Consider the following 13,369-nt stretch of genomic DNA (forward strand, 5'->3'; position numbering starts at 1 on the left):
GGTGGAAAAAGACTGAGATATTCTCCGCGCCGGTATACAATGGCCGAAAAGCCGAACGATCAGGGAGTTTCAAAATGAACGGTTTGACGACCCGTACGGGCGTTGCCTCGAAGTCCGGCAGCCGGATGATCGGGACGTTGAAGGCGCGCGCCATGACGGCGGCGGCGCTTCTCTTGGGTGCGCTGATCGCAGGCTCCGCCCAGGCTCAGGATTTCGATGCCGATGCGACAATCAACATCGGTTCGCTCTATGAGCCGCAGAACCTCGACAACACCGCCGGCGCCGGCCAGGGCATCAACGAAGCCTTCAACAGCAATGTCTACGAGGCGCTTTTCCGCCTGACGGATGCGGGCAATGTCGAGCCGGTTCTCGCCAAGAGTTACAAGGTGAGCGACGACGGCCTCACCTATACGTTCACCCTTCAGCCGGGCGTCAAATTCCATTCCGGCGATCCGCTGACGTCGAAGGACGTCAAGTTCTCGATCGAGCGCGTCACCTCGGCGGAATCGAAGAGCTCCCGGAAGAACAGCCTGAAGCCGATCGCCGGCATCGAGACGCCGGACGACGCGACCGTCGTCATCAAGCTCTCCTCGCGCTCCATCTCGCTGCCCTATAACCTGAGCTATGTCTGGATCGTCAATGACACGGCGACCAACCTGACCGCGACCGAAGACGGAACCGGCCCCTATGAGCTGGAAGACTGGCGCCGCGGCTCCTCGCTAGCGCTCACCCGTTTCGACGGCTACTGGGGCCAGAAGCCGACGAACGGCGATGTCGTTTTCCAGTATTTCACAGAGGCGACGGCGTTGAACAACGCCCTGCTCACCGGTTCGGTGGATATCATCACCTCCGTCCAGAGCCCGGACTCGCTGAAGCAGTTCAAGGATAACAAGGATTTCACGGTCGCCGAAGGCAAATCCACCACCAAGCTTCTGCTCGCCTATAACGACCGCGTGGCACCCTTCGACAACGTCAAGGTCCGAAAGGCGCTCGCGCGCGCCGTCGACGACGCCAAGCTCCTGAAGGCCGTCTGGGGTGATTACGGTACGCTGATCGGTTCCATGGTACCGCCCACCGACCCCTGGTATGTCGACCTCACCAAAACGGATGCCTATGATCCGGCAAGCGCCAAGGCGCTGCTTGCCGAGGCCGGTTACCCGAACGGCTTCACCTTCACCATCGACACCCCGAACTACGATCCGCATCCGATCGCCGCGCAGTTCCTGCAGACGGAACTTGCAAAGGTCGGCGTCAAGGTGAACATCAACGTCATCACCGCCAACGAATGGTATTCGAAGATCTACAAGGCGCATGATTTCCAGGCGACCCTGCAGGAACATGTCAATCACCGCGACATCGTCTTCTACGGCAATCCGGACTTCTACTGGGGTTACAACAACCCGAAGGTCATCGACCTGATCAAGCAGGCGGAAGCGAGCGCCACGACCGACGAGCAAACGGCGAAGCTCAAGGAAGCCAACACGATCATCGCCGAGGATGCCGCCAGCAACTGGATCTATCTCTATCCGCAGATCGTCGTTTCGGCGAAATCGGTGACGGGTTATCCGGTCAACGGCCTCAATTCGCAGTTCTTCGTCTCCGGCATCAAGAAGGCCGATTGATCGAAACCTGCCATCGGCAAATCGATAATCTGCGCTATATAGCTGGCCGCCCGGTTCCCTGCCGGGCGGTTTTCCCGTGAAAGGTGCCGGCCATTTTTTCCTATCTCCTGCGCCGTCTGGCCATTCTCATCGTTTCGATCGTGATCGCTGCTGCCGTGCTGTTCCTGCTGCTGCGCCTGCTGCCGGGCGATCCGGCCAATGCGCTGGTTTCGGTCGGTGCTGATCCGGAGCAGATCGAGGCGGCCCGCCGGCAGGTGGGCTCCGACCTGCCGCTTTCCGAACAGTTTGTCCGCTTCGTTTCGAGCCTTGCCCGTTTCGACCTCGGCAATTCCTTCGTCAGCCATGCGCCGGTGCTGCCGGAGATCGGCAAGCGGCTGGCGGTCACCGTGCCGCTGACGCTGATGTCCTTCCTGCTGGCGATCACCATCGCCCTGCCGCTCGGCATCGTCGCCGCCGTGAAGGCCGACCGCTGGTATGGCTCAATGATCTCGGTCGTCTCGCAGCTCGGCATCGCCGTGCCGGTCTTCTGGATCGGCATTCTTCTGGTCACCGTCTTCGCCGTGAACCTCCGTTTCTTTCCATCCGGCGGCTTCCCGTCGCGCGGCTGGCAGCGGCCGGAAGCGGCTTTCGAAGCCCTCGTGCTTCCGGTGGTGACGATCGCCATCGTCATGTCCGCCTCGCTGATCCGCTATGTGCGCTCCGCTGCGCAGGATGTGTTGGGCAGCGATTACCTGCGCACCGCCCGCGCGCTTGGCGCGAGCTTTTCGGAAGCCTTGATCCGCCATGGCATCCGCAATGGCGCCGTGCCGGTCATCTCCATCCTCGGCATCGAACTCGCTTCGACGCTGCTTGGTGCCGTCGTCGTCGAGCGCGTCTTTTCGCTCCCGGGTCTCGGCTCCATGCTGCTGCTCGGCATCGAGCAGCGCGATTACCCGAACGTCCAGGGCGTGCTGTTCATCTCGACGCTGCTCGTGCTGCTGGTCGGCTTTGCGGCCGACCTCGCTCAACGCATCATCGATCCGCGCTTGCGCGGCCGCGCGGCGGGAAGCGACCGATGACCGATACGAACCTCGTCGCAGCCTCGCCCGAAGGCCGCACCCGCCGGTCCTGGACCTTCACGATCGGTGCGATCATCGTCGGCCTGCACCTCGTTATCGGCCTTTCGACGCTCTTCTGGACGCCCTACGATCCGACCGGGATGTCCGGCGGCCGGCTGGAAATGCCGTCGCTTTCCCACCTCGCCGGAACCGACCGGCTCGGCCGCGACCTCTTTACGCTGATCATGATCGGCTCGCGCATCGCGCTCGTGGTTGGTACCGGCGCGGTGATCATCGGCGGGCTGATCGGCATCACCATCGGCCTCCTCGCCGCCTTCGCCTCCAGGACGTTGGACGACATACTGGCCGCCAGCCTCGATATCCTGATCGCCTTCCCGACGCTGCTGCTCGCCATGCTGATCGTGGCTTCGAGCGATGGCGCCAGCCTCGGCACCGCCATCGTTGCGATCGGTATCGCCAATTCGGCGATCGTCGCACGGCTCACCCGCATCCTGGCGAAACGCGTTCTGCGGATGGATTACATTACCGCCGCGCGCATTTCCGGCACGTCCTGGCTCGGCGTCGTGGCAATCCATATCCTGCCGAATATCTGGCCGACGCTGCTCGTCAATCTCGCCCTGCAATTCGGCCTGGCGGTGATCGCCGAGGCCTCGCTCTCCTATCTTGGTCTCGGCGCCCCGCCGCCCAACGCTTCCTGGGGACGGCTGCTGCAGGAGGCGCAGGGTACGGTCTATACCGCGCCTTTCGGCGCCATTGCGCCCGGCATCGCGCTGGTCTTGCTCGTCATCGGCATCAACCTGCTGGCCGACGGCCTGCGCGACATTGGCGATCCGACCCGCAGGAGGCGCCGTTGAACCCGCTTCTCCATATCGAAAACCTCTCCGTCCACGCCGGCGGCAAGGCTCTTGTCTCGGATATCTCCTTCGCCGTCGCGCCGGGCGAGCGGCTCGGCCTGATCGGCGAATCCGGCTCCGGCAAGTCGCTGACCGCGCTGGCCACGATCGGCCTCCTGGCAGATGGCCTGAAAGTGTCCGGCTCTGTCCTGCTCAACGGAAGGCAGGTGGTCGGAGCGCGCGACCGCGATCTCGTGCCATTGCGCGGCGCAACGGCCGCCGTCGTCTTCCAGGAACCGCTCACCGCCCTCGACCCGCTGATGAAGATCGGCCGGCAGGTCGGCCAGGCCGTGCGCCGCCGGGCAAAGCGCGACGGCCGCCCGACCGATGCGACAAGCGTCATGAGCGAGGTGCTCGACCTGCTCGACCAGGTGGCGCTGCCGCAGCCGCAGCGCATCGCCGAATCCTGGCCGCACGAGATTTCCGGCGGCCAGCGCCAGCGCGCCGCGATCGCCATGGCGCTCGCCTGCAAACCAAAGCTCCTGATCGCCGATGAGCCCACCACGGCGCTCGACGTCACCACCCAGGCCGAAATCCTGAGACTGCTCGGCCAACTGGTCCGCGAGCGCAACATGGCGCTGCTCTTCATCAGCCACGATCTGCCCGTGGTCGCCGGCACGGTCGATCGGGTCATCGTGCTCAGACACGGTCGGGTCGTCGAACAGGGGCCGGTCTCAACCGTCTTCCGCGAGCCGTCCCACGACTATACCCGGAGCCTCGTCGCCGCGGCGCGCGCCTTTGACAATGCGCTGGAGAATGCGCCATGAGCCTCATCCATGTCCGCAACGTCTCCTTCGGCTACAGCCGCAAACAGAGGACACTCGACGACGTCAGCCTGACGCTCACGAAAGGCGCCAATCTCGGTATCGTCGGCGAATCCGGTTCCGGCAAGACGACCCTCTTGCGCCTGCTGCTCGGCCTTAACCGGCCTTCGGAGGGTACGATTACAGTCAACGGCGCCTCGCTCGATCCCGGCAACCGCGATTTCATGCGCGGCTTCCGCCGCACCGTGCAGGCGGTCTTCCAGGACCCCTATTCCTCGCTCGATCCGCGGCAGAAGGTCTTCGATATCATCGCCGAGCCGCTGCGCTCGCTGAAAATCCCCGGCGATACGAAAGCCGCGGTAACAGGTGCCCTCGCCTCCGTCGGCCTGCCGGCCGATGCCGTGGAACGTTACCCGCACGAATTCTCCGGCGGCCAGCGCCAGCGCATCGCGATCGCCCGGGCGATCGTCTCGCGGCCGGAGGTGATCCTTGCCGACGAGGTGGTGAGCGCGCTCGACCTCTCCACCCGCATCCGCATCGTCGAGCTTCTGAAGGACCTGTCGAAGACGGTCACCTTCGTGCTCGTCTCCCACGATCTCGGCCTCGTCGCCTCGCTCTGCGAAGAAACCATCATCCTGGAACGCGGCCGGATCGTCGAAAGCGGCAAGACGCGCGATATCCTCGCCGCCCCCCGCCACGCCTATACGCGAAAACTGCTCGCCAGCATTCCAAGGATGCCGGCGTGACTTGTCTCTTGTTATCAGTATCTGATAACCTATATTGATGACCGGGCATGATCGTGACACGAGCCTCGACACCTTGCTTGACCTTCACGGGCGGACGCTGTTCGTCGATCCGGAAGGCAAATATTGGGTGAAGTTCGTCGTCATCCGGGTGGAAGCCAGCGAGGCACGTCCGCACGGCCTCAGCTATTCGCTGACGCTGCATGACGATACGGGCGAACGCATCGTCGGCTTCGACAATGCCCATCCGATCAGCGAGGGAAGCGGGCCCTCGGCAAGACGTACCGCAAGATACGACCATAGGCATCGCCTGCGCACGATCCGGCCCTATGACTATAGCGATGCCGGAACGCTGCTCGAAGACTTCTGGAAGGAAGTGGATGCGGTGCTTCGGGAACGAGGAGTGATCTGATGACGGATAAAACGCTTCGAATTGGAATTGCCACTTTCGACCAGATGAAGGCGCGGACCATGGCCATTGCCCGCGGAGAACAGAAGCCGGGCAAAGAGGATCCGACCGTGTGGTTCACCTCGCTTGAAAGCTTGGCCAAGGTTCTCTCGGCTCGCAATCAGGCCTTGCTGGATCTCATTGCGCAACGCAAGCCCGGTTCGCTCGCTGAACTCGAAACACTGTCCGGCCGCGCCAAATCCAATCTTTCCCGCACGTTGAAGACCATGGCGCGTTACGGGCTGGTCGAGCTGGAGGATGGGGAACAGGGGCGGATCATTCCCCGCGTTCCCTATGATCACATCGTCCTCGACCTGCCGCTGCTTTCGCGCGCCTCTTAAACTCAATCCGCAATCGGCACGATCTGTTTCGGGTCGATCTGCAGCCAGGCGGGGGCGCCGACCTGGAAGACGTCGGCGGGCGGGGCTGCGACGCGGAATTGCAGGCCGCCTTCGCGGGACTGGAAGACGTAATCCCAGGTCTCGCCGAGGAAGGAGGATTGCTTGACGGAGCCTTCGAGGTTGATCGCCTTGTCCCTGCCGGCTTCGGTGGCCGAGAGCTTCATCGCCTGCGGGCGGATCGAGACGGTGATCGGGCCGCCGCCGGTCACTTCTTCGCCGAGCATGCCGAGCGGCACGCTGAAGCCGGAGAAGTCGATCATGTGGTTGCCGCAGTTTCCGGAGAGGAAATTGGTGCGGCCGATGAAGCTTGCCACGAAGCGCGTCTTCGGGCGGCTATAGAGCGCGTAGGGGCTGTCGATCTGTTCGAGCCGGCCGTTGTTCATCACGGCGATGCGGTCGGAGGTCACCATCGCCTCGCCCTGGTCGTGGGTGACATAGACCGAGGTGATCTTGAACTCGTCATGCATGCGCTTGATTTCGAAGCGCATTTCCTCGCGCAGATTGGCGTCTAGATTGGAGAGCGGCTCGTCGAGCAAAAGTACGGCGGGGCGGATGACCACGGCGCGGGCGAGTGCCACACGCTGCTGCTGGCCGCCGGAAAGCTCGGCCGGGTAGCGGTCTGCGAGATGGCTCATGCGCACCGTTTCGAGCACCGCGCCGACGCGTTTCTTCACCTCGTCGGAGGGCAGCTTGCGCAGGTTGAGGCCGAAGGCGACGTTCTGCGCCACCGTCATGTTCGGCCAGATCGCATAGGACTGGAAGATCATCGACATGCCGCGCTTTTCCGGCGGCACCGAGCCTGACGGCGCCGACAGCACCTTGCCGTCGAGCTCGATCGAGCCGGAGGTCGGATCGATGAAGCCGGCGATCATCCTAAGCGTCGTCGTCTTGCCGCAGCCGGAAGGACCGAGCAGCGAGACGAATTCGCCGGGTTTGATATGCAGGTCGAAATCCTTGACCGCATCGACCGCACCGAAACGGCGGCCCAGGTTCTTGAGGACAAGTCCGTCCATATCAGCTCCTCCTCAACATGAAGTCGCGGCCGAGATATTTCATCCCGAGAGCGACCACCGCTACGATGATGATCAAAAGTACGGAGCCCAGCGCCGCGAGCTTTTCGAGCTCGCCCTCCTCGCTGAGATCAAGCAGCACGACGGAAACGACGCGCGTGGTGGGACCGACCAGGAAGATGGCGGTCGAAAGTTCCTGTGCCGCCGGCACGAAAATCAGCAGCCAGCCGCCGGCGAGCGTGCGCTTCAAGAGCGGCCCGACGACATGGCGGAGCGCCGTAGTACGCCCGCCGCCGAGGATGCGCACGGCCTCCTCCATTTCCGGATGGATGCTGCGCACGCCGGCCGAGCTGGTGGTGAACGCGATCGGCAGGAAGCGTGTGATGAAGGCGAGCGCCATGATCATGTAGGTGCCGTAAAGCGCGATCGGCGGCAGTGCATAGGCCGCGTAGAAGCCGATCGCCAGCACGATGCCGGGCACGACATAGGGCGAGACCGCCAGGAAGGCGAGCACGCTGGAGAACGGCAGGAGCTTGCGCTGGACGATATAGGCGATGAACAGCGCGAGCGTGATCGCCACAGTCGCCGCCGCGATGCCGAGCCCGATACTGCCCATCAGCGCCCGCTGCGAGCTGGAGTGCTCGAAGAGTACGTAATGGAAATTGGAGAGCGTCAGGTTCGACAGCGAGAATCCGGTCGTCCAGCTTTCGGAGAAGGCGGCGAGCAGCAGCACGAAAAGCGGCATGATGACGGCGAGCGACACGACGATCATGCAATAGGCGAACAGGACCCAGCGCCAGCGGCCGAGCTTGACGATGCGCCGCTCGCCGCCCTTGCCGCTGACCGAAACATAGCCTTTGCGGCGCAGGATGAGTTTCTGAAGGCCGAGCAGTGCCGCGGTGATCAGGAGCAACGGGATCGAATAGGCGGCGGCGACCTCGATCCTCAGGGGGAAGGAGAAGAATTCCGTGAGCTGGATGACCACGACCGGATAGCGCGCCGGGATCGAGATCAGCGCCGGCACGCCGTAAAGCGCGATCGCGCCGAGGAAGGAGAGCAGTGCCGCACCGATGATCGCCGGCATGACGAGCGGAAAGGTCACCTTCATCGCTGTCTTGAACGGGCCGGCGCCGAGAATGTTGGCGGCGTCTTCCATCTCGGAATTGATCATCTCGAAGGCGGAGCTGACCAGCACGAAGACGAGGAAGAAGCCGCCGATCGCGGTGACGAGAACGAGGCCGCCGAAGGAAAAGATATTGACCAGCGGTTCGGTGGAGCCGGAGACGGCATGCCAGATCTTGTTGATCCAGCCGGTATTGGGGCCGGCGAGCAGGATCCAGCCAACGCCGGCGAGATAGGGCGGCATGATGAAGGCGCCGAACACGCTGTAGCGCACGAAATTGCGGCCGGGCATGTCGGTACGGGTGCAGGCCCAGGCGAGCGGCACGCCGAACATGAGTTTCAGGATGACGACGCAGGCACCCATCTTCAGCGTATTGGTGAGCGCCGTGATATGCCGCTCCTTGCCGTAGGCCTCGACATAGTTCTGCAGCGTCCAGCCGCCCGTCTTGGCATCCGTGAAGCTGGAAACGACGAGCGTCCACATCGGCGCGATGATCAGCACCGCCAGAATGCCGGCGAGGAAAAGCCAGAGCAGATTGGCCGGCTGCAGGCGCTGGCGCCAGGGCACGCGCACCTTGGCCGGCTCGTCCTTCGACCAGCCCATCGCGTGGGTATCGGAAACACTCGTCATGATCGGCGCTCACTTCATCACCAGCGCATTTCCGGCGAAAAGGAGTCGCCTGCAATGCTCTATGTCTTTGTTTTTACCCAATTCCGGATGCAAAATCGGTTCCCGCTTTTGCTGGAATTGCTCTAGAGGCGTCGGTTCACCCGCGCTTGCGGGCATAAGCGGAGGCCGGCGGACCGGCCTCCGGAGGGGGCGGCTCAGATACCGAACGTGTCACGGAACTTCGACTGCACGTCCGGCAGCTTCTTGATGCCGTCGGAAATCTGGATCGACTTGGTCTTGTAGCTGTCGAGCGGCTTCATGCCCGGTGCGAGCGGCACGCCGGCACGCAGCGGATAACGATAGTCCTTGGAAAAATACTCGGCGATTTCCGGCCCGAGCAGGAAGTTTTCGAAGAGGCGTGCGGCATTCGGATGCGGCGCATCCTTCATGATCGCGGTGGCGGAAGGCGGCAGCAGCGCTCCGTCGGTCGGGTAGACGACGGCGACCGGTGCCCTTTTGGCGGCGGCATCCGAAAGGATCAGCGGTAGCGGCGCCAGCGCCACCTTGCGTTCGCCGGAGACGACGAGGTTATGCCCGTCGGCGACCGAACGGCCGATCTGGGGCTTGTTCTTCTCGATCTTGGTGAAGAAATCCCAGCCGTAGAGGTCGTTCATCATGATCGTCCAGAGCCCGACGCTGCCGGAGAAGCTCGGATGGCCGATGGCGACCTGGCCCTTCCATTTCGGGTCGGTCAGGTCGGTCCAGTTCTTCGGCGCCTCGGCTTCGGTCACCAGCTTGGTGTTGTAGGCGATGACGAGCGGAGAAACGCCGGACGTGATCCAGTAGTTTTCCTTGTCGGCCAGCGCGCGCAGTTCGGGAACCATGTCCTTCAGGTTTTCCGGCGCGAACTGGGCGAGCGCGCCCATTTCCTTCAACTGCGCCATCTGGCCGTCGTCATTGGTCGACATCAGATCGCCCTGCACGGCCTTGGCCTGCAGTTCCTGCACCAGGCGCTGGAAGATGACCTGACCGGAGGCGCGCACGACGTTGCAGCCGACGCCCTCGTATCTCTTCTTGAACAGGCCGCACATGCCGTCGGCGAATTCGGTGGTCGTCTGCGAGACGTACCAGGTGACCGAACCTTCCTTCCTGGCGGCTTCGTAAAGCTGCTTTTCGCCGGCGGTCATTTCCGCGGCGCCGGCAATGCCGGCGGTGAGCAGCAGCGCCGGAACGAATCCGGCTAAATATTTGAAGGCATGCTTCATGATCTCTCCTCCCGTTGAACCGGCCTTCGGCCGGCAAAGGCTCCCTCCCGAGCCCAGGGTTCATGCACTTTCCTCCGCCTGCTCCCGAAACGTTCTCCTCTTCACTCCCCGGGTATGAGCTGGCGTTCGACCGGGCGCATCAGCGCCAGGAAATCGCTGAAATATTCGCCCTGGATGACCACATGGGCGCGCATTGCGTCGCGGGCGCGGGCATCGTCGCGGGCACGGATCGCCGCGAGCACCTCCTCGTGCTCGCAAAGCGAACTGTTGACGCGGCCCGGCACGCGCAATTGCAGGCGGCGATAGGGTTTGAGCCGCCGCTGCAGCGAATGGGCGTTCTCGGCAAGAAAGCCGTTGCCGCTCGCCTCGTAGATCAGCCGGTGGAATTCGGCGTTGGCGTAATAATAATCGTCGGAATTGCCGGCCTGCTGGGCAGAAGCGCAGGCGGCCTGCGCTTCCTCCAGCCTGGCGAGCTGTTCCGGCCGGATGCGACGGGCCGCAAGCCGGGCGCACATGGCCTCCAGCTCGCCCATCACCTCGAACATCTCGACCAGTTCGGTGATCGTCAGCTGCGTCACGAAAGCGCCGCGGTTCGGCACCATCTGCACGAGGCCCATGGCGTTCAGCTGGATCAGCGCCTCGCGGATCGGCGTGCGGGAAACCTGATGGCGGGCCGCAAGGCTTGCCTCGTCGAGCCGATCTCCGGGCGAATAAAAACCGGTGACGATATCCTGCTCGATTGCGTCGCGAACGCTCGGCTTGCCGTGTTTTCCCTTCGCCTGCATGTTCATCGCTGCCCTACCCCGCCGATGCGTAATGTTGGACCGGCTCTCCGATACCGTCCGCCGCGAGGTGGCGCACCGCCGATATCGCCGCCGTCACCCCGTCGCCGGCCGAGGCGGCGAGATGCGCGACGGAACGGGCGCGGATATCGCCTGCGGCGAAGATGCCGGGCACCGAGGTCTGCATGTCGAGATCGACGACGATCCGGCCATCCGGAGCCAAGGCGACTGTCTCGCCGAGGAAGGCGGTGTTCGGTTCGAGGCCGACATACACGAAGACGCCGTGGCAAGGGATGTCGCTTGCCGCGCCGGTGGTGAGATTGCGCACGTGAAGGGCATCGACGCCGTCGGTGCCGCGGATCTCAGTCGCGAGCGTTTCGAGCTTCACCTCGATGTTGGAGGCATCCCGGACCTTCGCCTGCAGGGTGGCACTTCCCGTCAGTTTCGGCCCGTGATGGATGATCGTGATCCGCGCCGCATGCGGCACCAGCGCCAGAGCCTCGTCCAATGCCGAATCTCCGCCGCCGATGATGCACACGTCCTTGCCGCGCATCAGCGGACCGTCGCAGGAGGCGCAGTGGGAAACGCCCCTCCCCTCGAACGTCTCCTCGCCCGGGATGCCGAGCGTGCGTTTTGCAGAGCCGGCGGCGACGATCACAGCGCCGGCCGTCAGGTCGAGATCGCTGCCGGCGATGCGGAAACCGGCATCGGTCTTCGAGACCGCCTCGATCGTATCGAGCGCGAATTCGACGCCCGCTTCGTCCGCCTGCATCTGCAGCATGGGCCCGAGCTCGAAGCCCGACATGCCTTCGGCGGGGCCCGGAAAATTGTCGATGCGGTCGATGTTGATCACCTGGCCGCCGGCGCCCAGCCTGTCGATGACGATGGTGCGGGCTCCGTGGCGGGCGGCGGTGATGGCGGCGTTGAGCCCCGCCACGCCGGCGCCGATGACTGCGATGTCGTAATCGTTCCCCATGTCTCAGCGCCAGTCGTCGATGGAAACGGTGGTGCGGTAATGGGCGCCGTAGATCTGCCAGTAGCCGTTCGATTCGCCGCCGACGACCACGACATTGATGTCCTGCGGACGGAAGATGTGGACGAGTTCATCCTTGCCGGCCTTCAGCTTGCCGGCCATTGGCTCCTCGCCATAGGTGGCGCGGGGATAGATGTAGTTCTGCACCAGCTGCAGATCCCAATAACGGCCGGCCGGCATCTGCGCCGTTTCGTAGATGAAGTTCAGCAAATCCTGCTTCTTCACGAAACCGCCGCGATCGATGAACTGGCGGGCGCAGATCGGGTCGAGAACGAGGGTCGGCGCGGTGATCGCATCGGTGCCGAGCAGCATGTCGCGCACGTGTTCGCGCCAGTATTCCTTGCGCAGCCCGAGGCTGAAGGTGGTGGAACGGCAGCCGTGGAAGAGGCTGACGGTGCTCGTCCTTGCGTCGAAACCCTTCTGCACGTGCAGCGGCTCCCACGGACTGCGCTCCTCGTTTTCAGCGAATGTCAGGTTGTTGTAGGTGTAGTTGTTGCCAAGCGAACCCATGAAGGTTTCGCCGGGCACCGAACCGCCCTGCAGGTTCTGCGACAGAAGCCCGAAAGCGCGGCCGATCGTGGCATTGGCGTGGCTGTAGGGGCCAAGCGCGCCGACACCGCAATTCATGCCGATCTCCCCGCGGATCGGGCCGTTGACGACCGCCATGGCCGCGGCCGACGAGGACGTTGAACCGCGGGCGGAAACCTGCGCTGCCGCAAGCGCCAGGATGATCGGAAAATATTCCGGCGAGGCGCCGGCCATGACGGCGTTCACGGCAACCTTCTCGACCGTGTATTCCCACAGCCCGCGATTGGTGGTCGGCTGCATGTGACCGACCACCTCGTCCGGCTTGCGGGACGTTCCGGCCAGCATGTCGGCGACGCGCGCGTCGGTCGGCAGGATGATCGGCAGCTTGTCGGTCCAGTGGTTGCGCAGGAAGGCGGCGTGCAGATTGTCTTCCGTGTCCGGCTCCACGTGGCGCGGCGTGCTGCGCTCGAACTGCGCGTCTTCGCCGGAGCCGAGACCGAGCGTCAGCGCCTCGATGATCTCCCGCATCACCGGCTTGCCGTTGATCGGGTCCATGCCCTCCACATAGGCACGCAGCTCCTCGGATGTCTTGCCCATGACCGGCTGCGGCACGAAGACCAGCGGCTGCTGCGAAAGGCCGCCCATCTTGGCAACGGAGCGGACGACCTTGGCGAACTTTTCGGTATGGATGGCGGCGGTCGGCACGCCGTATTTGGTTTCCAGCGTGATCGCATGGGTGGTGACGGCCGGTGCGCAAGTGGAGCAGTGGCCGACGCCGATGATCGCAGCGTGACCGTTCGCCTTGATCTCTTCCCAGAGTTGCGGATCGTCTTTTGAATACGTGTTGGCCATCTGGCGTATACGCACATTGACTGACGGCATATTGCGCTCGAACCAGGCCTGCACTTCCTTGAGAAGCTCAACCGAGTCGTCGAAGCGGCTATCGACCAGGTAGACCACCTTGCCGTCCAGGCTGGCCGGTCGGTCAGCCGGTTGCTTGCGGCTGACCTTCGGGGGATAACCCATCGGGTTATGGACGGTGAGAAGCGGCTGTCCGCTTTCGGGCTGGCCCTGCTGCAGCATTGCATCT

At 63.6% G+C, this 13,369-nt stretch carries 13 protein-coding genes; 7 read left to right on the forward strand and 6 right to left on the reverse strand.

Annotated features, from left to right (window positions below; genetic code table 11):
- Nucleotides 1-152 precede the first annotated feature (152 nt).
- The 7 genes from DMO26_RS16715 to DMO26_RS16745 all read left to right on the forward strand — a co-directional run bounded on the left by DMO26_RS16715 (nucleotide 153) and on the right by DMO26_RS16745 (nucleotide 5,869).
- Nucleotides 153-1,622 (forward strand): ABC transporter substrate-binding protein, encoded by a 1,470-nt coding sequence (locus tag DMO26_RS16715; RefSeq protein ID WP_226951331.1) that lies wholly within the window; start codon nucleotides 153-155, stop codon nucleotides 1,620-1,622.
- Between the two features lie 83 nt (nucleotides 1,623-1,705).
- Complete coding sequence (locus tag DMO26_RS16720; protein WP_226951318.1) at nucleotides 1,706-2,680, forward strand: ABC transporter permease; 975 nt, start codon at nucleotides 1,706-1,708, stop codon at nucleotides 2,678-2,680.
- Complete coding sequence (locus DMO26_RS16725; protein ID WP_117193284.1) at nucleotides 2,677-3,534, forward strand: ABC transporter permease; 858 nt, start codon at nucleotides 2,677-2,679, stop codon at nucleotides 3,532-3,534. Before DMO26_RS16720 ends, DMO26_RS16725 begins: the two co-directional genes overlap by 4 nt.
- Entirely contained in the window at nucleotides 3,531-4,340 is an 810-nt protein-coding gene (locus DMO26_RS16730; protein WP_117193285.1) for an ATP-binding cassette domain-containing protein, read from the forward strand. Before DMO26_RS16725 ends, DMO26_RS16730 begins: the two co-directional genes overlap by 4 nt.
- Nucleotides 4,337-5,083 (forward strand): ABC transporter ATP-binding protein, encoded by a 747-nt coding sequence (locus DMO26_RS16735; RefSeq protein ID WP_117193286.1) that lies wholly within the window; start codon nucleotides 4,337-4,339, stop codon nucleotides 5,081-5,083. The genes DMO26_RS16730 and DMO26_RS16735 overlap by 4 nt, the downstream gene beginning before the upstream one ends.
- 37 nt (nucleotides 5,084-5,120) lie before the next feature.
- Nucleotides 5,121-5,492 carry a toxin-antitoxin system TumE family protein gene (locus tag DMO26_RS16740; RefSeq protein ID WP_117193287.1) on the forward strand — a complete coding sequence of 124 codons (372 nt, stop codon included), beginning with the start codon at nucleotides 5,121-5,123 and terminating at the stop codon, nucleotides 5,490-5,492.
- The gene (locus DMO26_RS16745; RefSeq protein ID WP_117193288.1) at nucleotides 5,492-5,869 is read left to right on the forward strand and encodes an HVO_A0114 family putative DNA-binding protein; all 378 of its coding nucleotides are present in this window, start codon (nucleotides 5,492-5,494) and stop codon (nucleotides 5,867-5,869) included. The genes DMO26_RS16740 and DMO26_RS16745 overlap by 1 nt, the downstream gene beginning before the upstream one ends.
- A 2-nt stretch (nucleotides 5,870-5,871) precedes the next feature.
- On the opposite strand, the gene DMO26_RS16750 is transcribed toward DMO26_RS16745, so the two are convergent.
- The 6 genes from DMO26_RS16750 to DMO26_RS16775 all read right to left on the reverse strand — a co-directional run bounded on the left by DMO26_RS16750 (nucleotide 5,872) and on the right by DMO26_RS16775 (nucleotide 13,362).
- The gene (locus DMO26_RS16750) at nucleotides 5,872-6,942 is read right to left on the reverse strand and encodes an ABC transporter ATP-binding protein (protein WP_117193289.1); all 1,071 of its coding nucleotides are present in this window, start codon (nucleotides 6,940-6,942) and stop codon (nucleotides 5,872-5,874) included.
- Between the two features lies 1 nt (nucleotide 6,943).
- A complete protein-coding gene (locus tag DMO26_RS16755; RefSeq protein ID WP_205421229.1) occupies nucleotides 6,944-8,692 on the reverse strand; it encodes an ABC transporter permease in 1,749 nt (582 codons plus the stop codon).
- Between the two features lie 194 nt (nucleotides 8,693-8,886).
- Nucleotides 8,887-9,936, reverse strand: a complete 1,050-nt coding sequence (locus tag DMO26_RS16760) for an ABC transporter substrate-binding protein (protein WP_117193291.1) — start codon at nucleotides 9,934-9,936, stop codon at nucleotides 8,887-8,889.
- Between the two features lie 101 nt (nucleotides 9,937-10,037).
- Nucleotides 10,038-10,727 (reverse strand): GntR family transcriptional regulator, encoded by a 690-nt coding sequence (locus DMO26_RS16765; protein ID WP_117193292.1) that lies wholly within the window; start codon nucleotides 10,725-10,727, stop codon nucleotides 10,038-10,040.
- 7 nt (nucleotides 10,728-10,734) lie between these two features.
- Complete coding sequence (locus DMO26_RS16770) at nucleotides 10,735-11,694, reverse strand: NAD(P)/FAD-dependent oxidoreductase (RefSeq protein ID WP_117193293.1); 960 nt, start codon at nucleotides 11,692-11,694, stop codon at nucleotides 10,735-10,737.
- Nucleotides 11,695-11,697: 3 nt separating this feature from the next.
- Nucleotides 11,698-13,362, reverse strand: coding sequence for a UGSC family (seleno)protein (locus tag DMO26_RS16775; RefSeq protein ID WP_117193294.1), 1,665 nt, complete (start codon nucleotides 13,360-13,362; stop codon nucleotides 11,698-11,700).
- Between the last annotated feature and the right edge of the window lie 7 nt (nucleotides 13,363-13,369).

Source organism: Rhizobium terrae, assembly GCF_003425685.1.
In the GTDB taxonomy this organism is placed as follows: Bacteria; Pseudomonadota; Alphaproteobacteria; order Rhizobiales; family Rhizobiaceae; genus Neorhizobium; species Neorhizobium terrae.

Excerpts from the sequence above, each read along its gene's own strand:
- DMO26_RS16715 (WP_226951331.1), top strand. The coding sequence starts at position 153 with ATGACGGCGGCGGCGCTTCTCTTGGGTGCGCTGATCGCAGGCTCCGCC.
- DMO26_RS16725 (WP_117193284.1), top strand. The coding sequence starts at position 2,677 with ATGACCGATACGAACCTCGTCGCAGCCTCGCCCGAAGGCCGCACCCGC.
- DMO26_RS16735 (WP_117193286.1), top strand. The coding sequence starts at position 4,337 with ATGAGCCTCATCCATGTCCGCAACGTCTCCTTCGGCTACAGCCGCAAA.
- DMO26_RS16740 (WP_117193287.1), top strand. The coding sequence starts at position 5,121 with ATGACCGGGCATGATCGTGACACGAGCCTCGACACCTTGCTTGACCTT.
- DMO26_RS16745 (WP_117193288.1), top strand. The coding sequence starts at position 5,492 with ATGACGGATAAAACGCTTCGAATTGGAATTGCCACTTTCGACCAGATG.
- DMO26_RS16750 (WP_117193289.1), bottom strand. The coding sequence starts at position 6,942 with ATGGACGGACTTGTCCTCAAGAACCTGGGCCGCCGTTTCGGTGCGGTC.
- DMO26_RS16755 (WP_205421229.1), bottom strand. The coding sequence starts at position 8,692 with ATGACGAGTGTTTCCGATACCCACGCGATGGGCTGGTCGAAGGACGAG.
- DMO26_RS16760 (WP_117193291.1), bottom strand. The coding sequence starts at position 9,936 with ATGAAGCATGCCTTCAAATATTTAGCCGGATTCGTTCCGGCGCTGCTG.
- DMO26_RS16765 (WP_117193292.1), bottom strand. The coding sequence starts at position 10,727 with ATGAACATGCAGGCGAAGGGAAAACACGGCAAGCCGAGCGTTCGCGAC.
- DMO26_RS16770 (WP_117193293.1), bottom strand. The coding sequence starts at position 11,694 with ATGGGGAACGATTACGACATCGCAGTCATCGGCGCCGGCGTGGCGGGG.
- DMO26_RS16775 (WP_117193294.1), bottom strand. The coding sequence starts at position 13,362 with ATGCTGCAGCAGGGCCAGCCCGAAAGCGGACAGCCGCTTCTCACCGTC.